This window comes from Pseudomonas jessenii, from assembly GCF_002236115.1.
GTDB classification, from domain to species: Bacteria; Pseudomonadota; Gammaproteobacteria; order Pseudomonadales; family Pseudomonadaceae; genus Aquipseudomonas; species Aquipseudomonas jessenii.
This window is the reverse complement of sequence record NZ_NIWT01000004.1, coordinates 759,606-779,324: the sequence shown is the minus strand read 5'-3', so window position 1 is coordinate 779,324 and position 19,719 is coordinate 759,606. Positions and strand designations below refer to the sequence as shown.

The following is a 19,719-nucleotide window of genomic DNA, read 5'->3' as shown; positions in this document are numbered from 1 at the left end:
GCTCAGCAATCGTTGGTTACATCTTTGATTTCTCGCGGAGTAACTTGTGATGCTGATAATCTGCTGACTAGCAGTCTGACTCCACAAGCACCCACACGAATTGCTTGATTCAGTTGTTAAAGAGCGGCTGGTTAAGATCTTTCGTCTCAACCGAGGTGCGCATCTTACAGCGCATCTTTTCAATTTGCAACCTTAAAAGTTTCTGATTTTTCAACAAAATCAACTACTTAAACCAAGAGCCACATCAAACTGCTCGTTAGCGGGAGGCGAATAGTACAGCATTAAAATCCGAGGTCAACCCCCCCACCTGAAAATTCTTCTTCCTTGCCAAAGCACCCGGGCCGCCACCATGAGAACCTCCAGCATCTATATAAAGCACTGGGGTAGCAACGAACCCAAACCACATCACCTGGACATATAGATACAACAATGGTGAGAAAGCCCTACGGCAAATGGATACCCAGGGGATCCCAAGAGCATGACGAGCATCACATCAAAAATGCCGGGACACGAAATGCCCTCCCCGACCAATACGACAGAAACGAAAAAGCCCCTGAAATGTTTAACCACTTCAGGGGCTTCGTCTTGTTCAATAATGGCGGAGAGATAGGGATTCGAACCCTAGGTACCGGTGAAGGTACAACGGATTTCGAATCCGTCCCATTCGGCCACTCTGGCATCTCTCCAACGGCGCGCATCATAACAACACTTTCGCAGGAAGCGAACCCCCTAAGCGAAATATTTCTGTGCTATCAGATGCTTGCGTCGGTTAAAGCGGTACGCCCAGGCGATTGGCGACTTCTTCATAGGCTTCGATGACGTCACCGAGGCCCTGACGGAAGCGGTCCTTGTCCATTTTCTTGCCGGTGGCCTTGTCCCACAGACGGCAGCCGTCCGGGCTGAATTCGTCGCCCAGCACGATGGAGCCATCGTGGAACACGCCGAACTCCAGTTTGAAGTCGACCAGCAGCAGGCCGGCGTCGTCGAACAGTTTGCTCAGGACTTCGTTGACCTTGAGCGACAGCTCTTTCATGCGCACCAGTTGCTCGGCGGTGCCCCAACCAAAGGCCACGACGTGGGATTCGTTGATGAACGGGTCGCCCTTGGCGTCGTCCTTCAGGAACAGTTCGAAGGTGTAAGGGTTGAGCTTCATGCCCTCTTCGACACCCAGACGCTTGACCAGGCTGCCGGCGGCGTAGTTACGCACGACGCATTCGACCGGGATCATGTCGAGCTTCTTCACCAGGCATTCGTTGTCGCCCAGCAATTTGTCGAATTGGGTCGGCACGCCGGCCGCTTCGAGCTTCTGCATGATGAAGGCGTTGAACTTGTTGTTCACCATGCCTTTGCGGTCGAGCTGCTCGATGCGCTTGCCGTCGAACGCCGAGGTGTCGTTACGAAACAGCAGGATCAAGCGGTTAGCGTCGTCGGTCTTGTAAACCGACTTGGCTTTGCCGCGGTAGAGTTCTTCACGTTTTTCCATGATGGGCTCCGCTTGCTAAGTAGATGGGCTAGGCGATATGTCGCCAGTCGAGCCCTGAATCTTGATCGGCCAATTGCAGCCAGTCCGGGTCGCACCCAAGGGTGTCGACAAAACATTGCCGGGCCAGCCGCGGCAGGTTGTTCTTGCTGCTCAGATGGGCCAGGACCAGGTGTTGCAGGTCTTTCCAGCCCAGCTCGGCCACCAGGAATGCCGCCTGGTGGTTATTCAAATGCCCCAGTTCACCGCCTACCCGCTGCTTGAGAAAGTACGGGTAATGACCGCGAGCCAGCATGTCACGACAGTGATTGGACTCGATCATCAACGCATCGAGGTCTCGATAGCCGTCCAGCACCTTGTCACAATACGAGCCCAGGTCGGTCAACAGGCCGAAGCGCCGTAAACCGTCACTGAAAACATATTGCGTCGGTTCTTGTGCATCGTGGGCCACGGCAATGACACCGATGCTCAAGTCGCCGATTTGCAGTTGATCGCCGCCGGCCAGAAAGCCTGCGGGCTCAATAGGTTTGCGCATCCCGCGCAAGGTCCCGCGACTGAGGTAGACAGGCAGATTGTAGCGCCGAGACAGCAAACCCACGCCATGCACGTGGTCGGCATGTTCGTGGGTCACGAGTATCGCGCTCAGCTGCGCAGGGTTCACACCCAGGCGCAGCAGGCGTTTTTCGGTTTCCCGCAGGGAAAAACCACAATCCACCAATACGTACGTATCAGCGCTGGCTATCAGCGTGCCGTTCCCTTGACTACCGCTGCCGAGAACGGCAAAACGCATAGGATCAGCCCAGGTTGTCCTGAATCTTGCTCAACACTTTACGCGCCACATCGGCCGGCGCCACGGTGTTGATGTTTTTCTCTACGGTGACCTGGACGTTCTCGCCAACCTTGCTCAGGCGAACCTGATAACGCTCGGCGCGGGCCTCAAGCTCTTCCTTGCTCGGCGCGCTGCCGAACAGGCTGCTGAAGAAGCCTGGCTTGTCGTCTTTGCTCTCGGCTTTTTCGGCCAGGTTGATGTAGTACAGGCCCAGGCTGCGGTTGATGTCTTCAACACGCCATTCGCCTTGTTCCAGCGCACGACCGACGCTCGACCAGGCACGATCCAGGTCGGTACCGACGTTCAGCACAGGGTTACCGCTGCCGTCTTCACTCAGGCTGACACGACTTGGCGCGTCGAAATCACGCGAAGCCAGCATGGAAACCGAACCGCCCTTCTCGGAGATACGGCTCATGCTCGCGAGCATGTCGTCGACCAGTGCAGCGTCCAGGCCAGTGTTGACCGAACGGTTGGTGAAGGCCACGTCGGCGGTGCTGCCGGCGGGACGCTCGGCGCTGACCACATAGACTTCACTGGTATTGCGCTGCACGCCCGGCTCGATGCGCACCCGCACGCGGGTTTCGCTGTCCGTGCTGACGCCGGCCGCGCTCAGGCGCTTGGCCATGGCCGCAGACAGTTCATCGGAATGCTGCCAGGTCGTGGTGAATTCACCGGTTTGCGGACGCTGTTCATCCAGACGGAAACCGTTGTCCTGGAAGAACTGAACGGCCACGGGCCAGACTTCAGCCGGCGGATTCTGCGCCAGGATGGAGCTGGAGCCGCCGCTCTTCTGCAGGGAGTAGGCACCGGCGTCAGCACCCGCGGTCAGCGGCTGCGGCCGAGGAACGATGTATTCGCCCTTGGCGGTGTCATCGGCCACGTTGCGCGGGATCGGCAACAGCGGATCCAGACGCTTGGCGGTACGGACATCCGGTGGCATTTGCATCGGTGCAGTCTGTTGCGCTTCCAGGTAATCGCTACCACGGTCACGGAAATAACCTTCCGGGCCCCAGATCCATCCACAGCCACTGGTGCTGGAGATAATCAAGGCAAGTGCGGAAAGTCCGGCCATTCGCTTCATGCGTTGTACTTCCTCAATTAAACCAGGACGCCGCACTGGCGCAGGGCCGTGCGCAGCGTTTCGTGACAAGGTGCGCTCAGCCAGGTCAACGGCAGGCGAATGCCTTCGTGCATCAGGCCCATTTCAACCAAAGCCCACTTCACCGGAATCGGGTTGGCTTCGATGAACAGGTCCTTGTGCAGCGGCATCAGTTTTTCGTTGATTGCCCGTGCAGTCTCGGCATCCCCCTTGAGGGCGGCCTCGCACAGATCGGCCATTTCACGCGGCGCGACGTTGGCGGTAACGGAAATGTTGCCCTTGCCGCCCATCAGGATCAGCTCGACCGCGGTCGGATCATCGCCGGAAAGGACGATGAAGTCCTTGCTTACGCCGTCGAGGATGGCCTTGGCGCGCTTGAGGTCGCCGGTCGCTTCCTTGATACCGATGATGTTCGGCACGGTGGACAGGCGGATCACGGTTTCGGCCTGCATGTCGCAGGAGGTGCGGCCGGGAACGTTATAGAGAATCTGCGGGATGTCGACCGATTCGGCGATGTGCTTGAAGTGCAGGTACAGGCCTTCCTGGGTCGGCTTGTTGTAGTACGGCACTACCAGCAGGCAGGCATCGGCGCCGGCTTCCTTGGCATTACGGGTCAATTCGACGGCTTCGCGGGTCGAGTTGGCGCCGGTACCGGCAATGACCGGAATGCGACCGTTGACCTGCTTGACCACGGCCTTGATGACGGCAATGTGTTCGTCTACATCAAGCGTTGCCGACTCGCCGGTGGTGCCGACGGCGACAATGGCATGGGTGCCGTTTTCAAGGTGGAAGTCCACGAGTTTGCTGAGGCTGTCCCAGTCAAGACGCCCCTGTGCATCCATGGGTGTGACCAGTGCCACCATACTGCCCGCAATCATGAAACCGCTCCTGCCGGAAAAAGAGAGCCGTAATGGTACTGGCGCCAAGATGCTTGCACAAGCGAAGTACTGTGCTGCCGCCATTCCCCTTGGCGCCGGTTTTCGCTACCCTTCAGACTTTGATCGGTACAGACAAGCTCGCGCGTCGGGTTTCAGCCTCCATTTACGGCATCACAAGCCCTGATCCAGCGTTGCCGCCTCTCGCTCCCGCCCTGCCGGAGCACGTCGCGACCTGCCGCTTGGGGTTTACTGAATTCGCATCCGCAGGCTCGCTCCCGGCAAAACGCCCTCTGGACGTACCGACCGCTCATCGCTTTAGGAATGCTGCATGTCCACCCCCACAGTTCGCGAACAATTCCTTGTTATCAGTGCCCTCGGCGCCAACCCCATGGAGCTGACCAACGTCCTGTGCCGCGCCAGCCATGAAAACCGCTGCGCCGTTGTCACCTCTCGCCTGACCCGCCATGGCGAATGCAGTGCCCTGGTGCTGGAAATCTCCGGTAGCTGGGATGCCCTGGCACGCCTGGAAGGCAGCCTGCCAGTATTGGCCAAGCGGCATGCGTTCACGGTCAACGTGGTGCGCAGCGCGGCCCTGGAAAACCGCCCTCAGGCCCTGCCGTACGTCGCTTATGTCAGCTCGGCCTACCGCTCGGACATCATCAACGAGCTGTGCCAGTTCTTCATGGACCACAATGTCGAGCTGGAAAACCTCACCTGCGACACTTATCAGGCTCCGCAGACCGGCGGCACCATGCTCAACGCCACGTTTACCGTGACCTTGCCGGCCGGCGTGCAAATCAGCTGGCTGCGCGATCAGTTCCTGGATTTTGCCGACGCGCTGAACCTCGATGCCCTGATCGAACCCTGGCGCCCACAGAACCCAATGTAAGGAAGCTTTCATGGCCGTTGCCATCGACCAACCGGTTGCCGATTTCGAAGCCCCCGCCACCAGCGGGCAAACCGTCAGCCTCGCCGGCCTGAAAGGCAAGCAGGTAGTGATCTACTTCTACCCCAAGGACAGCACCCCGGGCTGCACGACCGAGGGGCAGGGCTTTCGTGATCAATACGCTGCGTTCAAGGCCGCCAATACCGAAGTGTTCGGCGTGTCTCGCGACAGCCTCAAATCCCACGAGAACTTCAAGTGCAAACAGGAATTCCCCTTTGAGCTGATCAGCGACAAGGACGAAGCCATCTGTCAACTGTTCGACGTGATCAAGCTGAAAAAGCTCTACGGCAAGGAATACATGGGCGTGGATCGCAGCACGTTCCTGATCGACAAGGATAGCGTACTGCGTCAGGAATGGCGCGGCGTGAAGGTGCCAGGGCATGTTGATGCGGTTCTGGCGGCTGCTCAGGCACTGAACAAGGCCTGATTCTATCGACGCCTGTGAAGGCGCTTTCGCGAGCAAGCCCGCTCCCACATTAGACGGTGTTTTTCTGAACAACTCGGTCAACTGTGGGAGCGAGCTTGCTCGCGAAGGGGCCATCAGCCCCACTGAACAATCAAACCTGCCCCTTAAAGCAGCGGCGCCACCTCCGGCTCCTTGCGCGGCCAGGCATCCAGCACGGCCTTGAACAGCGTCGCCAGGGGAATCGCGAAGAACACCCCCCAGAACCCCCACAACCCGCCAAACAACAGCACTGCGCAGATGATTGCCACCGGGTGCAGGTTGACCGCCTCCGAGAACAACAATGGCACCAGCACGTTGCCATCCAGCGTCTGAATGATCCCGTAGACCGCCATCAAGTATATGAACTGATCGCTCCAGCCCCACTGGAACAGCGCAATCAGAAACACGGGCACGGTCACCACCACGGCGCCGACATAAGGCACCACCACCGAAATCCCCACCAGCAGTGCCAGCAGCGCCGCGTAATTGAGTTCAAGGACAACAAAGGCGATGTAGGTCACGCCACCGCAAATGAAGATTTCGATGACCTTGCCGCGAATGTAATTGGCGATCTGCCGGTTCATTTCATGGGCGACCCGGGTGATCAATGCCCGCTCACGGGGCAGGTAACCGCGCACCCACTGGCCGATCATGGCCCGATCCTTGAGGAAGAAGAACACCAGGATCGGCACCAGCACCAGGTAGATCATGATGTTCACCAGCAATGGCAGGCTCGACAGCGAGAACGTCAGTGCCCACTGACCAAACTTGCCGATTTCGCCCCGTGCCGCTTCGATGGCCTGCAGTACCTGCTCATCGGACACCAGATGCGGATAGCGTTCGGGCAGCAGCAGCAACAGCGACTGCCACTTGGCGAGCATGCCGGGCAACTCGTTGAACAGGGTGATCAGTTGATGCCAGAGCAATGGCACGACAACCACGATAAACACCAGCAACAGCCCCATGAACAACGCAAAGACCAGCCCCACCGCGACCCCGCCCGGCACCCGCAGGCGCTCGAGGGTCACCACCAGCCCCTGCATCAGGTACGCCAGCACCATCCCGGCGAGCACCGGCGCCAGCATACCGCCCAGGGTCAGCACGGCGGTGAACGCCAGAAACAGCAGGACAGCCAGCACCACCGCTTCTTCATCGGAGAAATAGCGCTGAATCCAGTCGCGCAACACTTTGAACATCAATAATCCTTAGGAGTAAACGCAGCCGAATTCAGGCTTTTTTCAACCAGTAGCGGTAAACACCCGCCTCATCTTCTTCACGAAGCAGGGTATGACCGGCCAATCGGGCAAAGGTGCGAAAGTCGCGTTGCGAACCCGCATCGGTGGCGATGACCTTGAGCACCGCGCCACTGGCCAGCCGGTTGAGCTCCATCTTGGCCTTGAGCAACGGCAACGGGCAATTCAGGCCGCTGGCGTCCAGTTCAACGTCATGCTCTACAGCGTCGGTCATTGCATCACTCCGGGTCAGGTGGTTGTGTTGCCTAGAATATCTGGTCGCAACGCCGGTGTCCGGCTACAGTAAGGTCTTTGTCGACTAAGGCTTTGTGCATGACTTTTTTGCGCCCCACCCTGCTGACGCTCGCTTGCCTGCTCGCCTCACCGGGCTTTGCCGACGACCTGCCGTCACTCGGCGACGCCAGTTCTGCCATTGTCTCGCCGCAACAGGAATACCAGCTCGGCCGCGCCTGGCTGGCAATGTTGCGCAGTCAGGTTTCGCAGCTCAACGATCCTCAGCTCAAGAATTACGTGGAATCCAGCGTTTACCGACTGGTCGAGACCAGCCAGGTCACTGACCGACGCCTGGAATTCATCCTGATCAACAGCCCGCAGCTCAACGCCTTTGCAGCGCCGGGCGGGATCGTCGGGGTGAACGGAGGTTTGTTCCTCAACGCCCAGACCGAGGGCGAATACGCTTCGGTACTGGCGCACGAATTGGCTCACTTGTCGCAGCGCCACTTTGCCCGGGGCGTCGAAGCGCAGCAACGCATGCAAGTACCCATGATGGCTGCATTGCTGGCGGGTATCGTGCTGGCAGCCGCCGGTGGCGGTGACGCCGGGATCGCGGCCATTGCCGGCACACAGGCCGCAGCCATTCAGGAACAGCGGCGATTCTCCCGCCAGAACGAGCAAGAAGCCGACCGTATCGGCATCCTCAATCTGGAAAAGGCCGGTTACGATCCCCGCTCGATGCCAACCATGTTCGAACGGCTGGGGCGTCAGTACCGCTACGATGCCAAGCCACCGGAATTTCTGCTGACCCACCCGGTCACCGAATCGCGTATCGCCGACACCCGCAACCGCGCCGAACAGTTTCCAAAGGGCGGTATCGAAGACAGCATGCGCTACCAACTGATCCGCGCACGCGTACAGCTGATCTATGAAGAAACCCCGGGGCTTGGCGCCAAGCGCTTCCGCGCCCAACTCGACGAGAACCCGAAAAACGACGTGGCACGCTACGGCCTGGCGATCGCCCAGATCAAGGGCGGCCAACTGAACGAAGCACGGGAAAACCTCAAGCAGTTGCTGGCCAAGTCACCCAACGAAATCATCTACAACCTGGCTCAGGTCGATCTGGATATCACCAATAATCGCCTGGCGGATGCCCAGTCCCGGGTTGACCGGTTGATGGGCCAATACTCTGGCAACTACCCGCTGAACCAGATTCGCGTCGACCTGCTGCTCAAGCAAAACCGTACTGCGGATGCGGAGAAAGCCCTCGAAAGCCTGCTCAAGTCCCGCCCGGATGACCCGGACGTGTGGTATCAGGTTGCCGAGACGCGCGGCCTGTCGGGCAATATCATCGGCCTGCATCAGGCTCGCGCCGAATACTTTGCGCTGGTCGGTGACTACAAACAGGCCATTCAGCAACTGGACTTCGCCAAACGCAGGGCTGGCAGCAACTTCCCGCTGTCTTCGCGGATCGACGCGCGGCAACGCGAGCTGATGGAACAAGAGCGCATGATCAAGGACATGATGGGCTGACGCCCCGGCGACAAAAGGTCCGGACACAAAAAAACCGCCTCTTTCGAGGCGGTTTTTTATGCAACCAACAACCGGGTTATTCAGCCAGCTTGAAGGTGATGAAGCTCGCACGCCCCTGACGCAGTACCCGCATCGACACCGAACGGTTCTTTGGCAGCGCCTTGGCGATGTCCGCGAACTCCTTGGTGGAACCGATGGCCTGGTTGTTCAGATGGGTGATCACATCACCCGGCTGCAAGCCGATCATGGCAGCAGGGCCGTCCTGTACTTCCTTGATCAGCACACCACCCTTGAGGTCGTAGGTTTTCTTCTGCTCGTCAGTCAGCTCGACCACGGAAACACCCAGGCGATTACTGCTGCGCTCAATGCTGGATTTTGGCAGCGCATCCAGTTCCTTGCCTTCTTCCGGAATCGCGCCGACCGTCAACTCGACATTCTTGCGCTTGCCGTCACGAATCACTTCCAGATCGGCCTTGTTGCCAGCCTTCAACGCGCCAACCAGATGCGGCAGGTCGGCCGACATGACGATTGGCTGACCGTTCATGCTCAGGATCACGTCGCCAACTTGCAGGCCGCCCTTGGCAGCCGGACCATCGTCCTGGATTTGGGCAACCAGCGCACCGGCCGGCTTCTCCAGGCCGAACGACTCGGCCAGGTCCTTGCTCACTTCCTGAATCACGACGCCCAGCCAGCCACGGCTGACCTTGCCACCGGATTTCAGCTGATTGGAAACATCCATGGCCACGTCGATCGGGATTGCAAACGACACGCCCATGAAGCCACCGGAGCGGGTATAGATCTGCGAGTTGATCCCGACCACCTCACCGTTGAGGTTGAACAGCGGACCACCGGAGTTACCCGGGTTGATCGGCACGTCGGTCTGGATGAACGGCACATAGTTTTCGTTCGGCAGGCTGCGACCGACGGCGCTGACGATGCCTTGGGTCACCGTGTGGTCAAAGCCGAATGGCGAACCGATCGCGACAACCCATTGGCCAGCTTTCAGGTCCTGGGATTTACCGAGCTTGAGCACTGGCAGATCCTTGCCTTCGATTTTCAGCAGCGCCACGTCGGAACGTGGATCGGTACCGATCAGCTTGGCTTTCATTTCGCTGCGATCGGCCAGGCGGACGAGGATTTCGTCAGCATCGGCGATCACGTGATTATTGGTCAGGATATAGCCATCGGAAGAGATGATGAAACCCGAACCCAGGGAGGTTGCCTCGCGCTGACGGTCACGAGGTGAGCGCGATTGTGGCGGCATGCCCCGTTCGAAGAATTCGCGCAGCATCGGTGGCAAGCCTTCGAGGTCGGGCATTTGCTGGTTGACTTTGCGATCCGGCAGCTTTTGCGTGGTACTGATGTTCACGACCGCAGGCGAAGCCTGTTCGACCAGTTGTGTAAAATCAGGCAATTCGACCGCTTGGGCGGTGACGGCCTGACCGAGCACCAGCACGGTGGCAATAATGGAAAGGTAGGACTTCAAGCGTGGTATCGACATACGGCTCCCGTTACAACGAGCATGGTTAAGCGATATGGAGCAAGGAACACCGGGAACAATACGCCGGTATTTTTGTTCCGGGAACAACAAACAAGGCCAGAGCCGAGGGGCTCTGACCTATAAAAAATTTACGGGATTTTTGCAAACTGAAATGCTCACGAAACATTTCAAATTCAGCTCACTGCTTGGTTGCAGCGGCGTCGGTGCGCATTGAAAGCGCTATCCGTTCAGCAGTACCGACCGGTATCTCGCCAACGACAGTCACCATCATGTCGCCCTGTGCCGTGGCCAGGCGCCGGGAAACCGCAACGGTCGGCCCCAACTGAGTACGGGTGTCGGTGACTGTTGCGCCATTCAACGGCTCGAGGAATACCGAAAAACGCGTCAGGCCATCGTCATACATCAGGCTATTGACCTGGGTCTTGGTCTGCGGATCCTTGCGAGCGGTGCTGCTGGTCAGCTCGAAGCCGGGCGGCAACCAGTCGGAACGCCAGACCTGGGCAGCCTTGACGGCAGAGGCCTTGTCACTTTCGAGATTGACCGGCTTGCAATCATTACTGGCCTGCAGGTCTTGTTCTGAAGGGACGTCAGCGGTATCCATTTGCGTGAACTGGAAGCGCTCCAACAACCGCCCCTTGTCGTCCAGTAGCAAGGACTTCAGAGGCAGGCCGGTTTCCTTGTCCAGATGCAGTTCAAAACCATAGCGGTGCTGATCACGGGGTGTCAGCGATACGATCACCGCCGAACGCCCGGCGACACGCGACTTGCCGATGACGGCCAGTTCATACCAATTCTTGAGCTTTTGAGGATCGAGTGCACGGGCGGCGGAGTTCGGGGAGTCCCCAAGCCCTGCTATCAGTGTGCCGCTGACGCATTGGGTTTGCCCATCAATGCGAACGACTTCCTGAGCGGAACCGTCGAGCTGGATCAAACGCTCGCGGACCTTTCCATCCTGGACGCGGTGCCAGATGTTATGGGTAGAAAAACTACCGTTACGCTCGTAGACGAAAGTACCCTGAAAGCTTTGCTGTTGCTCTGCCTGGCCCAGGCGGGTCAACCAGTCCTGGGCTTCACCGGCTTGGGCTGGAACGATGAACCAGCCGCTGAGCAGAAGCGAAAGTAGAGGTATGGCGCGCATGATCCTCCTTAACGGTTTTCCAGACTTGCGGCACGAGCGTAAGGCAGAGCGCTCTCAGTGCCTTTCAATGCAGCCTGTTGTGCGTGTTGGCGCAAGTAACCTGGCAGACGCTGATCGTGCCAGCCTGGCTGACCTTGCAGTACGCCGTTGGCCATTGGGCCAGTAGCATCCGAACTCTCATTGTAGCCTGCCAAAACGGCTGGGCCTTTTACTTGTGGAGCAGCCAGTCCGGGTTGAGCGGATTGCTGGGCCAGTTCGACACCGGCGATCTCATCCTGGTTGTACAGACGCACGCCGGCCAGCACCGCCAGGGTCACCGAGGCAGCGACCGCCAGACGACCCAGACTGCGCCATGGACCACGGGAAGCTTTTGCCGGTACGGCTTCGTCAGCCAGGGCAGCAGAAACAGCCGCGGCGATGTCCAGGCGTGGAAGCAGCAGATCCTTGTGCATCACTGCCCGAGCGATCTGATAACGAGCCCAGGTTTCACGGGTTTCAACATCGTCACAGGCATTCAATACCCGACGCAATTCCAATTCGTCCGCTTCGTTATCCATCACTGCGGACAGCGATTCCTGCAGGGCTTCACGACTCATGGCGTTCCTCTCTTGGCTGTCGCCGCTGTCTTTAGTTTTCCTGCAACAACGGCTGCAGGGCTTTGTCGATGGCCTCCCGGGCGCGGAAAATCCGGGAGCGCACGGTGCCTACCGGACATTGCATGACACTCGCAATGTCCTCGTAACTCAGACCATCAAACTCACGTAAAGTTAAAGCCGTACGCAAATCTTCCGGCAGTTGCTGAATGGTTCGATGGACGGTGCCTTCGATCTCATCCCGCAGCAAAGCCCGCTCTGGCGACTCGAGATCCTTGAGGCCATGATCGCCATCGTAGAACTCTGCATCTTCGGAACTGACATCGCTATCCGGCGGCCGACGGCCGCGTGAAACCAGATAGTTTTTCGCCGTGTTGATGGCGATGCGGTAAAGCCACGTATAAAACGCGCTGTCTCCGCGAAAATTTCCAAGTGCACGGTATGCCTTGATAAAGGCTTCTTGTGCCACATCCTGGGCTTCATGGGTGTCGTGCACGAAACGCACGATCAACCCGAGAATTTTGTGCTGGTATTTCAGCACTAGCAGATCGAAAGCACGCTTGTCGCCGCGCTGAACGCGTTCGACCAGTTGCTGATCCTCTTCCTGGGTTAGCATGAACACTCCTCGATGAGCTCGGAGGAGGCTTGCAGAAGTAAACCACCAGACTTGCAAACATAGACTCGGGCTTTTCGCAAAAGTTCTCCCCCTCCAGGCAAGTTTCCTGCGGGCTCTGATTTGGCACGCACGAAAAGCGCAGCACGAGTTGACCCGGCTGCGCGGATAATCTTGTCATCAGATTCTTCAGCAAGGATCGAACTGCAATCCGGCACTGAAGCCGACACTGTCCCTTGTTTCAGGCAACCGTCTATTGATCTTGGCCCTTTGGCAAAAGTTCCAATTATTTATAGCCGTACCAACCCGACATTGTGCAACCGTGAAGGGAAAAAGACTGTTAAATCGGCGATACAGTCATTCTCGCGCCCAACGGGCAGAAAAACATCCGACGAAGCGACCGATGTTTTGCGTCACGGTAGTTTCACAATGCCATGCTAGCTCGGGTATTGTGCCGCTCCCCCCCTCTATATACTAGTGGGCAGTGCGGCTGCATTGACTCGAAAGTCCAGCTGCGCCACCCCCGACCCGGGTCGCTTTGAGCGGAATCCTGAAATGAGCCAACAGTTTCAACACGATGTTCTGGTAATTGGCAGCGGTGCTGCCGGCTTGAGCCTTGCGCTGACCTTGCCCGGTCATTTGCGCATTGCCGTTCTGAGCAAGGGCAACCTCGCCAATGGCTCGACTTTCTGGGCCCAGGGCGGCGTTGCGGCCGTTCTCGATGACACCGATACCGTTGAGTCCCATGTCGATGACACCCTCAATGCCGGCGGCGGCCTGTGTCATGAGGACGCCGTGCGCTTTACCGTCGAGCACAGCCGGGAAGCGATTCAATGGCTGATCGACCAGGGCGTGCCCTTTACCCGCGATGAACAGTCGAGTAACGAAGATGGCGGGTTCGAGTTCCACCTCACCCGCGAGGGCGGTCACAGCCATCGGCGCATCATCCACGCAGCCGATGCCACCGGCGCTGCCATTTTCACCACCCTGCTCGACCAGGCCCGGAAACGACCGAACATCGAACTGCTGGAGCAGCGGGTTGCGGTTGACCTGATTACCGAGAAACGCCTGGGACTCGAAGGTGATCGCTGCCTCGGCGCCTATGTGCTCAATCGCGGCACCGGCGAAGTCGATACCTACGGCGCCCGCTTTGTGATCCTCGCCTCCGGTGGTGCGGCCAAGGTTTACCTCTACACCAGTAACCCTGACGGCGCCTGCGGCGATGGCATCGCCATGGCCTGGCGCTCGGGCTGCCGGGTGGCGAACCTGGAATTCAACCAGTTCCACCCTACTTGCCTGTATCACCCGCAAGCCAAGAGCTTCCTGGTCACCGAAGCCCTGCGAGGCGAAGGTGCCCACCTGAAGCTGCCCAACGGCGAGCGCTTCATGCAGCGCTTCGATCCACGGGCCGAATTGGCCCCACGAGACATCGTCGCCCGGGCCATCGACCATGAAATGAAGCGCCTGGGCGTCGACTGCGTCTATCTGGACATCAGCCACAAACCCGAAGCCTTCATCAAGACGCACTTCCCGACGGTGTACGAACGCTGCCTGGAATTTTCCATCGACATCACCAAACAACCGATCCCGGTGGTCCCGGCGGCGCACTACACCTGCGGCGGCGTGATGGTCGATCAACAGGGTCGCACCGATGTGCCGGGGCTGTATGCCATCGGCGAAACCAGTTTCACCGGCCTGCACGGCGCCAACCGCATGGCCAGCAACTCGCTGCTGGAATGTTTCGTCTATGCCCGCTCGGCGGCCGCGGACATTCTCGAACAGTTGCCCCGGGTTCCGATGCCAACGCCCCTTCCCGCCTGGGATGCGAGCCAGGTCACCGATTCCGATGAAGACGTGATCATTGCGCACAACTGGGATGAACTGCGGCGATTCATGTGGGACTACGTTGGCATCGTGCGCACCAACAAGCGTCTGCAACGGGCGCAACATCGCGTGCAGCTGTTGCTGGATGAAATCGACGAGTTCTACAGCAACTACAAGGTCAGCCGAGACTTGATCGAGCTGCGCAACCTGGCCCAGGTTGCCGAGCTGATGATTCTGTCAGCCATGGAACGCAAGGAAAGCCGTGGCCTGCATTACACCCTCGACTACCCGGACATGTTGCCGGTCGCGCTGGACACTATTCTGGTACCGCCCACCTACGTCGGCTGAATTTGAGCCGCACCCGCAGGCGTCGGTGCACATCCGCCGCCTGCGCATCCCGGGGTACGCAAATGGCCCTGACCCGGCGCTCGCCCCGTAATCGAAAACGCAGTACCACCACCAACGGCAGCGCCAGACTGTCCGGCCTTAGTTGCACGGGCTGCCAGCCCTTGGCACGACTCCACAACTGCCAGCCATCAGCATCGCGCCGCAAGCCGCAAAAGGCCTGCGGGTGGGTCAGCAGGATTTGCCGGGGCAACAGCCAGGCCCCGTGAACCACGCACAGCATGACGCCGAGCAAGCTGGCCCAGACCGGAATCGACAGTAAAAACAACGAACCCAACGCGAACAGCTGGGCCAGAAGATAGGCCGCCAGCAACTGCCGTGAGGCATGCCAGCGGCATTCGAACCCATTACTTGGGCTGGACACGATCCAGGATCATGCGAACCATGCGTTGCAGCTCAGGATCTTCCGATTCGCTGCGTTCCATGAACCAGCCGAACATGTCCTGATCTTCGCATTCGAGCAACCTGACATAGCAGGCGCGATCAACCTCGTTGAGGTGCCGATAAACCTCTTTCACAAACGGCACCAGCAGCACATCAAGCTCAAGCATGCCGCGGCGGCTGTGCCAGTAGAGGCGGTTCAGTTCAACATCTTCGACCATGGAGCGCTCCTCAAATAGGCCGCAAGTATACAGGCCCGCGCCCCGTCGAACAGTCGGCTTTGGTCGGCCACCGTCGAGCCTTTGTTAACTACCCATTTCGAAGGCGGCCCCTTATGATGTCCATCAGACTTTTTACCCTGCGATGACCCATGGCCGATTCTGCTTTTTTCTGCACCCTTTCTCATGAAGGTGTTCTCGCGGTCCGCGGCGCGGACGCCAGCAAATTCCTGCAAGGCCAACTGACCTGCAACCTCAACTACCTGAGCGATTCCCGGGCCAGCCTTGGTGCCCGCTGCACGCAAAAAGGCCGGATGCAATCGAGTTTCCGCATCCTGCTCGAAGGTGACGGCGTGGTCCTGGCCATGGCCACCGAATTGCTCGAACCGCAACTGGCGGACCTGAAAAAATACGCAGTATTTTCCAAGTCGAAACTGACCGACGAAAGTGCCGCCTGGGTCCGCTTCGGCATCGACCATGGCGACGCCGCGCTGGTCAGCCTCGGCCTGGACCTGCCGGCAGAAACCGACAGCGTCGTGCGCAACGATGGACTGATCGCCATCCGCGTCTCGCCTGAACGTGCCGAACTGTGGGTTGCCGCCGGTCAAGCCGATGCAGTCAAAGGCAAGCTTTCGGCTGTGCTGAGCGAAGGCGATCTGAATCAATGGCTGCTGGGCCAGGTCCGCGCCGGGATCGGCCAGGTCATGCCCGGTACCCGCGAGCTGTTCATCCCCCAGATGCTCAACCTGCAAGCGGTCGGTGGCGTGAGTTTCAAGAAAGGTTGCTACACCGGGCAGGAAATCGTCGCGCGGATGCAGTACCTGGGCAAACTCAAGCGCCGCCTGTATCGCCTGCAACTGGCTGCCGGCGAACTGCCTGAACCGGGTACCCCGCTGTTTTCCCCGACCCACGGCAGCGCCATCGGCGAAGTGGTGCTGGCGGCCCGCGCCCGACAGAACATTGAACTCCTGGCTGTGTTGCAAGCCGAAGCAGCAGAAAGTGGAGACATCCACCTGGGCGCGCTCGAAGGGCCGTCCTTGCAGCTGCTCGACCTGCCTTATGAACTGGACCGCGACCGCGAAATCCAGCAATAACGGCAGCACTTGGCGCGACACCTAGAGAGACTAAATGAGCAAGCTGGCGGAAAAGGTCCAACAGGATTTGGTTGAGAGCATCAATAACGATGACCTGGTTCTGCCAACGTTACCGGAAGTGGCCCTGCAGATTCGCAAGGCCGCGGAAAACCCGGAAGTCAGCGTCAGTACCCTGAGCAAAGTGATCGGCCGTGATACCGCGCTGTCGGCACGCCTGATCAAAGTGGTCAACAGCCCACTGTTGCGCGCGACCCAGGAAGTGACCGATCTGCATACCGCGATCACCCGCCTGGGCATCAACTACAGCTGTAACCTGGCGATCGGCCTGGTCATGGAGCAGATTTTCCATGCCCGCTCCGACGTGGTGGAACAGAAGATGCGCGATGTCTGGCGTAAAAGCCTGGAAATCGCCGGCGTCAGCTACGCCTTGTGCCGCAGTTGCACCCGACTAAAGCCCGATCAGGCGGCCCTTGGCGGTCTGGTGCACCAGATCGGCGTGCTGCCGATCCTGACCTACGCCGAAGATCACTACGAGCTGCTGTCCGACCCGGTCAGCCTCAACCATGTGATCGACCGGATTCATCCGCTAATCGGTGAAAAACTGCTCAGGGTCTGGGAGTTTCCCGACATGCTGGTGCAAGTGCCGCGGCTATACCTGAACTTCAAGCGCCAGTCTGCGCAGGTCGACTATGTGGATCTGGTACAGGTGGCCAGCCTGTATTGCCTGCAGAACACCGATCACCCGCTCGCCAGTACCGATGCGTTGAACGTACCGGCCTACAAGGCACTTGGAATCGATTTTGACGACAAGGCGATGTGCGCCGACCTGGAAGAAACGCGCACGATGTTTTACTGATCATTGTGGCGAGGGGGCTTGTCGGAATGCCGCACCACCCCGTTGGGCTGCGAAGCGGCCCCAAAACCTGCGACCGTGTAAGCCAGGCACACCGCATAGTCAGGATTTACGACTGCTGCGCAGCCGAACGGGGTGGTACGGCATTCCGACAAGCCCCCTCGCCACAGATGTTGTGTTACTCCCCGGAGATAAAACTCACCCGCACCTTCAACCCTGCCCGCTCGCCATCGTGCAGGCTGATCTGGGCCAGATGCGCGCGGCAGATCTCACCGACAATCGCCAACCCCAATCCGGAACCGGCCACTTGCTGATTGCGGCGATAAAAGCGCTCGAATACCCGATCGCGTTCTTCAAGAGGTATGCCGGGGCCATCATCTTCGACTTCCAGCACGGCGGGCGCCGAGACCCGCAGAATCACGTTGCCACCCGGCGGCGTGTGGGCCAGTGCGTTATCCACCAGATTGCTCAGCAGCTCGTTCAATAACGTCGGCTCGCCCCGCAGCCAGACCGGCTCATCCGCCTCCAGCGCCAGCGCGATACCACGCTTGTGGGCCAACGGCGCCATGGCCATGCCCAGCTCCCGTGCCAACTGACTCAGGTCGAGTAACTGCGCGCCGCCCTCGGCAATCGCCCGGGCACCATTTTCGACCCGCGCCAGGGAAAGCAACTGATTGGCCAGATGAGTCAATCGATCAGTGCCCTGGGCGGCGGTCTCCAGCGTGCTGCGCCAGATATCGGGCTCGGCCGAGCGCAGGCCCAGTTCCAGGCGCGCCTTGAGTGCCGCCAGCGGCGTGCGCAGTTCGTGGGCGGCATCGGCGATGAATTGCGCCTGTTTCTCGAACTGACCACGCAAGCGCTCGGTAAAGTGATTGAGTGCGCGCACCAGCGGCCACAATTCGCGCTGCACTTCCACCAAAGGCAAGGGGCGCAGATCGTCCGGCTGGCGCTCTTCCACCGCCGTGCGCAAGCGCTCCAGCGGGCGCAACGCAGCACTCACCGCGAACCACACCAGCATCAACGCACCGATTGCCAGCATGCCCAGGCGCAGCAAAGTATCCGCCGCCAGACTGCGGGCCATGCTGACGCGCGCCTCATCGGTTTCCGCCACGCGAATTTCCGCCATGCCATTCATGTTCGGCTCGCTCACGGGCTTGAGCAGGCTCACCACGCGCACGTTCTGCCCGCGGTACTGGGCGTTGTAGAAACGTGCGAGCGCCGGATAGTCATCGGTGCGCGGCGTTCCCGGCGGTGGCGCGGGCAGGTTTTCGTAACCGGAAATCAGCTTCTGATTGATGTCGTTGACCAGGTAGAAAATTCGCCCGGCACTGTCGTAGGCAAAGGTATCGAGGGCCACATAGGGCACGTCGGCACTCAGGGTGCCGTCGCGCTGAGAGACGCCGGCAGCGATGGTTCGCGCCGACGCCAGCAGGGTCCGGTCATAGGCCGTGTCAGCGGCTTCACGACCGTTCCAGTAGGCGCTCAAACCACTGGCCAGCATCAACACAACCAGCAACAGCGCCAGGTTCCACAGCAACCGCCAGCGCAGGCTGCTGGGCTTATGCATCGCGGCTTTCCAGCAAGTAACCGAGGCCGCGGAAAGTCACGATGGCGACCGGCTGGCCGTCGAGTTTCTTGCGCAGGCGGTGCACGTAGATTTCGATCGCATCGGGGCTGGCCTCTTCGTCGAGACCGAACACTTGCGACGCCAGTTGCTCCTTGCTCATCACCCGACCGGGGCGCGCGATCAGGGCTTCGAGCACGGCCTGTTCGCGGGAGGTCAGGGTCAGCAATTCTTCCCCGAGGGTGAAACGCCGGGTTTCCAGGTCGTAGGCCAGCACACCGCAACGCTGAATGCGCTCACCGCCCAGCACGCTGCGGCGCAACAAGGCTTTGACCCGGGCTTCGAGTTCGGTCAGTTCGAACGGCTTGGCCAGGTAGTCGTCGGCGCCGAGGTTCAGGCCGTGGACCCGATCCTTGACGTCGCTGCGGGCGGTCAGCATCAACACCGGCAGGTTCTTGCCCCGGGCCCGCAAACGCGCCAGCACTTCGAAACCATCCATGCGCGGCAAGCCGACATCGAGGATCGCCATGGCGTATTCCTCGCTGCCCAGCGCCAGGTCGGCTGCCACGCCATCGTGCAGAACGTCCACGGTCAGCCCGGTGCTCTTGAGCGCCTGGGCGACACTTTCGGCGAGCTGCAAATGGTCTTCGACGAGCAGAACACGCATGGATCTTTACCTCATTCCGGGATGGTCGACGCCATTCTCTGGCGCGAAGTTTACAGCCGCAACCGCCGCTGTGAAGCCCGAAAACCGTGAAAGTCAGCTGAAAGGTTAGCGAAAGGTTAGCCCGTTACAGTCCAGCCACGGACAGTTTCGACTGCCGTCGCTGCAGCCACACAGCGATACGAAAAACGCCTC

General features: G+C 59.4%; 20 protein-coding genes and 1 tRNA gene. 6 read left to right on the top strand and 15 right to left on the bottom strand.

Features of this window, described 5'->3' with window-relative positions; genetic code table 11:
* Positions 1-596: 596 nt before the first annotated feature.
* The 5 genes from PSJE_RS16765 to dapA form a co-directional block, all read right to left on the bottom strand.
* Positions 597-686 (bottom strand) — tRNA-Ser (locus tag PSJE_RS16765).
* 83 nt (positions 687-769) lie between these two features.
* A complete protein-coding gene (purC, locus tag PSJE_RS16760; protein WP_007944067.1) occupies positions 770-1,483 on the bottom strand; it encodes a phosphoribosylaminoimidazolesuccinocarboxamide synthase in 714 nt (237 codons plus the stop codon).
* A gap of 28 nt (positions 1,484-1,511) precedes the next feature.
* Entirely contained in the window at positions 1,512-2,270 is a 759-nt protein-coding gene (locus PSJE_RS16755; protein ID WP_057716015.1) for an MBL fold metallo-hydrolase, read from the bottom strand.
* A 4-nt stretch (positions 2,271-2,274) separates the two neighbouring features.
* Entirely contained in the window at positions 2,275-3,390 is a 1,116-nt protein-coding gene (gene bamC / locus PSJE_RS16750) for an outer membrane protein assembly factor BamC (RefSeq protein ID WP_057716016.1), read from the bottom strand.
* A gap of 17 nt (positions 3,391-3,407) precedes the next feature.
* Positions 3,408-4,286 (bottom strand): 4-hydroxy-tetrahydrodipicolinate synthase, encoded by an 879-nt coding sequence (gene dapA / locus PSJE_RS16745; protein ID WP_090453679.1) that lies wholly within the window; start codon positions 4,284-4,286, stop codon positions 3,408-3,410.
* A 328-nt stretch (positions 4,287-4,614) separates the two neighbouring features.
* Here dapA and PSJE_RS16735 point away from each other — a divergent pair, with 328 nt between their 5' ends.
* The gene (locus tag PSJE_RS16735) at positions 4,615-5,175 is read left to right on the top strand and encodes a glycine cleavage system transcriptional repressor (protein WP_007979776.1); all 561 of its coding nucleotides are present in this window, start codon (positions 4,615-4,617) and stop codon (positions 5,173-5,175) included.
* 10 nt (positions 5,176-5,185) lie between these two features.
* Positions 5,186-5,659, top strand: coding sequence for a peroxiredoxin (locus PSJE_RS16730; protein ID WP_090453677.1), 474 nt, complete (start codon positions 5,186-5,188; stop codon positions 5,657-5,659).
* Between the two features lie 143 nt (positions 5,660-5,802).
* Here PSJE_RS16730 and PSJE_RS16725 read toward each other — a convergent pair whose 3' ends face one another.
* Positions 5,803-6,873, bottom strand: a complete 1,071-nt coding sequence (locus tag PSJE_RS16725; RefSeq protein ID WP_057716019.1) for an AI-2E family transporter — start codon at positions 6,871-6,873, stop codon at positions 5,803-5,805.
* Positions 6,874-6,904: 31 nt separating this feature from the next.
* Positions 6,905-7,144 carry a sulfurtransferase TusA family protein gene (locus tag PSJE_RS16720; RefSeq protein WP_007979782.1) on the bottom strand — a complete coding sequence of 80 codons (240 nt, stop codon included), beginning with the start codon at positions 7,142-7,144 and terminating at the stop codon, positions 6,905-6,907.
* A gap of 98 nt (positions 7,145-7,242) precedes the next feature.
* Between PSJE_RS16720 and PSJE_RS16715 the strand changes: the two genes are divergently transcribed.
* On the top strand, positions 7,243-8,676 hold the full coding sequence (locus PSJE_RS16715; protein ID WP_057716020.1) for a M48 family metalloprotease: 1,434 nt from the start codon (positions 7,243-7,245) through the stop codon (positions 8,674-8,676).
* A 76-nt stretch (positions 8,677-8,752) separates the two neighbouring features.
* Here PSJE_RS16715 and PSJE_RS16710 read toward each other — a convergent pair whose 3' ends face one another.
* The 4 genes from PSJE_RS16710 to rpoE all read right to left on the bottom strand — a co-directional run bounded on the left by PSJE_RS16710 (position 8,753) and on the right by rpoE (position 12,524).
* Positions 8,753-10,177 carry a DegQ family serine endoprotease gene (locus PSJE_RS16710; protein WP_090453675.1) on the bottom strand — a complete coding sequence of 475 codons (1,425 nt, stop codon included), beginning with the start codon at positions 10,175-10,177 and terminating at the stop codon, positions 8,753-8,755.
* A gap of 178 nt (positions 10,178-10,355) precedes the next feature.
* On the bottom strand, positions 10,356-11,315 hold the full coding sequence (locus tag PSJE_RS16700) for a MucB/RseB C-terminal domain-containing protein (protein ID WP_090453673.1): 960 nt from the start codon (positions 11,313-11,315) through the stop codon (positions 10,356-10,358).
* Positions 11,316-11,323: 8 nt separating this feature from the next.
* Positions 11,324-11,911 carry a sigma-E factor negative regulatory protein gene (locus PSJE_RS16695; RefSeq protein WP_057716023.1) on the bottom strand — a complete coding sequence of 196 codons (588 nt, stop codon included), beginning with the start codon at positions 11,909-11,911 and terminating at the stop codon, positions 11,324-11,326.
* 31 nt (positions 11,912-11,942) lie between these two features.
* Positions 11,943-12,524 (bottom strand): RNA polymerase sigma factor RpoE/AlgU, encoded by a 582-nt coding sequence (rpoE, locus tag PSJE_RS16690; protein ID WP_003172477.1) that lies wholly within the window; start codon positions 12,522-12,524, stop codon positions 11,943-11,945.
* A gap of 552 nt (positions 12,525-13,076) precedes the next feature.
* Between rpoE and nadB the strand changes: the two genes are divergently transcribed.
* A complete protein-coding gene (gene nadB, locus PSJE_RS16685; RefSeq protein ID WP_090453671.1) occupies positions 13,077-14,693 on the top strand; it encodes an L-aspartate oxidase in 1,617 nt (538 codons plus the stop codon).
* Here nadB and PSJE_RS16680 read toward each other — a convergent pair.
* Together PSJE_RS16680 and PSJE_RS16675 are read right to left on the bottom strand one after the other, a co-directional pair.
* A complete protein-coding gene (locus PSJE_RS16680) occupies positions 14,662-15,114 on the bottom strand; it encodes a protein YgfX (protein ID WP_090453669.1) in 453 nt (150 codons plus the stop codon). The genes nadB and PSJE_RS16680 overlap by 32 nt on opposite strands.
* On the bottom strand, positions 15,098-15,352 hold the full coding sequence (locus tag PSJE_RS16675) for an FAD assembly factor SdhE (RefSeq protein ID WP_057716026.1): 255 nt from the start codon (positions 15,350-15,352) through the stop codon (positions 15,098-15,100). The genes PSJE_RS16680 and PSJE_RS16675 overlap by 17 nt, the downstream gene beginning before the upstream one ends.
* A 149-nt stretch (positions 15,353-15,501) precedes the next feature.
* On the opposite strand from PSJE_RS16675, the gene ygfZ reads away from it, so the two are divergent.
* Both ygfZ and PSJE_RS16665 read left to right on the top strand, forming a co-directional pair.
* Positions 15,502-16,443 carry a CAF17-like 4Fe-4S cluster assembly/insertion protein YgfZ gene (gene ygfZ / locus PSJE_RS16670; protein ID WP_090453667.1) on the top strand — a complete coding sequence of 314 codons (942 nt, stop codon included), beginning with the start codon at positions 15,502-15,504 and terminating at the stop codon, positions 16,441-16,443.
* A gap of 34 nt (positions 16,444-16,477) precedes the next feature.
* Positions 16,478-17,299 carry an HDOD domain-containing protein gene (locus tag PSJE_RS16665; protein ID WP_090453665.1) on the top strand — a complete coding sequence of 274 codons (822 nt, stop codon included), beginning with the start codon at positions 16,478-16,480 and terminating at the stop codon, positions 17,297-17,299.
* A gap of 175 nt (positions 17,300-17,474) precedes the next feature.
* Here the strand turns inward: PSJE_RS16665 and PSJE_RS16660 are convergent, their stop codons facing one another.
* Positions 17,475-18,863 carry a sensor histidine kinase gene (locus PSJE_RS16660; RefSeq protein ID WP_090453663.1) on the bottom strand — a complete coding sequence of 463 codons (1,389 nt, stop codon included), beginning with the start codon at positions 18,861-18,863 and terminating at the stop codon, positions 17,475-17,477.
* Positions 18,856-19,527 (bottom strand): response regulator, encoded by a 672-nt coding sequence (locus tag PSJE_RS16655; protein ID WP_007979804.1) that lies wholly within the window; start codon positions 19,525-19,527, stop codon positions 18,856-18,858. Before PSJE_RS16655 ends, PSJE_RS16660 begins: the two co-directional genes overlap by 8 nt.
* Between the last annotated feature and the right edge of the window lie 192 nt (positions 19,528-19,719).

Excerpts from the sequence above, each read along its gene's own strand:
- purC (WP_007944067.1), bottom strand. The coding sequence starts at position 1,483 with ATGGAAAAACGTGAAGAACTCTACCGCGGCAAAGCCAAGTCGGTTTAC.
- PSJE_RS16665 (WP_090453665.1), top strand. The coding sequence starts at position 16,478 with ATGAGCAAGCTGGCGGAAAAGGTCCAACAGGATTTGGTTGAGAGCATC.
- PSJE_RS16725 (WP_057716019.1), bottom strand. The coding sequence starts at position 6,873 with ATGTTCAAAGTGTTGCGCGACTGGATTCAGCGCTATTTCTCCGATGAA.
- dapA (WP_090453679.1), bottom strand. The coding sequence starts at position 4,286 with ATGATTGCGGGCAGTATGGTGGCACTGGTCACACCCATGGATGCACAG.
- PSJE_RS16710 (WP_090453675.1), bottom strand. The coding sequence starts at position 10,177 with ATGTCGATACCACGCTTGAAGTCCTACCTTTCCATTATTGCCACCGTG.
- PSJE_RS16735 (WP_007979776.1), top strand. The coding sequence starts at position 4,615 with ATGTCCACCCCCACAGTTCGCGAACAATTCCTTGTTATCAGTGCCCTC.
- rpoE (WP_003172477.1), bottom strand. The coding sequence starts at position 12,524 with ATGCTAACCCAGGAAGAGGATCAGCAACTGGTCGAACGCGTTCAGCGC.
- PSJE_RS16660 (WP_090453663.1), bottom strand. The coding sequence starts at position 18,863 with ATGCATAAGCCCAGCAGCCTGCGCTGGCGGTTGCTGTGGAACCTGGCG.
- bamC (WP_057716016.1), bottom strand. The coding sequence starts at position 3,390 with ATGAAGCGAATGGCCGGACTTTCCGCACTTGCCTTGATTATCTCCAGC.
- PSJE_RS16695 (WP_057716023.1), bottom strand. The coding sequence starts at position 11,911 with ATGAGTCGTGAAGCCCTGCAGGAATCGCTGTCCGCAGTGATGGATAAC.
- PSJE_RS16755 (WP_057716015.1), bottom strand. The coding sequence starts at position 2,270 with ATGCGTTTTGCCGTTCTCGGCAGCGGTAGTCAAGGGAACGGCACGCTG.
- PSJE_RS16730 (WP_090453677.1), top strand. The coding sequence starts at position 5,186 with ATGGCCGTTGCCATCGACCAACCGGTTGCCGATTTCGAAGCCCCCGCC.
- PSJE_RS16655 (WP_007979804.1), bottom strand. The coding sequence starts at position 19,527 with ATGCGTGTTCTGCTCGTCGAAGACCATTTGCAGCTCGCCGAAAGTGTC.
- PSJE_RS16720 (WP_007979782.1), bottom strand. The coding sequence starts at position 7,144 with ATGACCGACGCTGTAGAGCATGACGTTGAACTGGACGCCAGCGGCCTG.
- PSJE_RS16715 (WP_057716020.1), top strand. The coding sequence starts at position 7,243 with ATGACTTTTTTGCGCCCCACCCTGCTGACGCTCGCTTGCCTGCTCGCC.
- PSJE_RS16675 (WP_057716026.1), bottom strand. The coding sequence starts at position 15,352 with ATGGTCGAAGATGTTGAACTGAACCGCCTCTACTGGCACAGCCGCCGC.
- PSJE_RS16700 (WP_090453673.1), bottom strand. The coding sequence starts at position 11,315 with ATGCGCGCCATACCTCTACTTTCGCTTCTGCTCAGCGGCTGGTTCATC.
- nadB (WP_090453671.1), top strand. The coding sequence starts at position 13,077 with ATGAGCCAACAGTTTCAACACGATGTTCTGGTAATTGGCAGCGGTGCT.
- ygfZ (WP_090453667.1), top strand. The coding sequence starts at position 15,502 with ATGGCCGATTCTGCTTTTTTCTGCACCCTTTCTCATGAAGGTGTTCTC.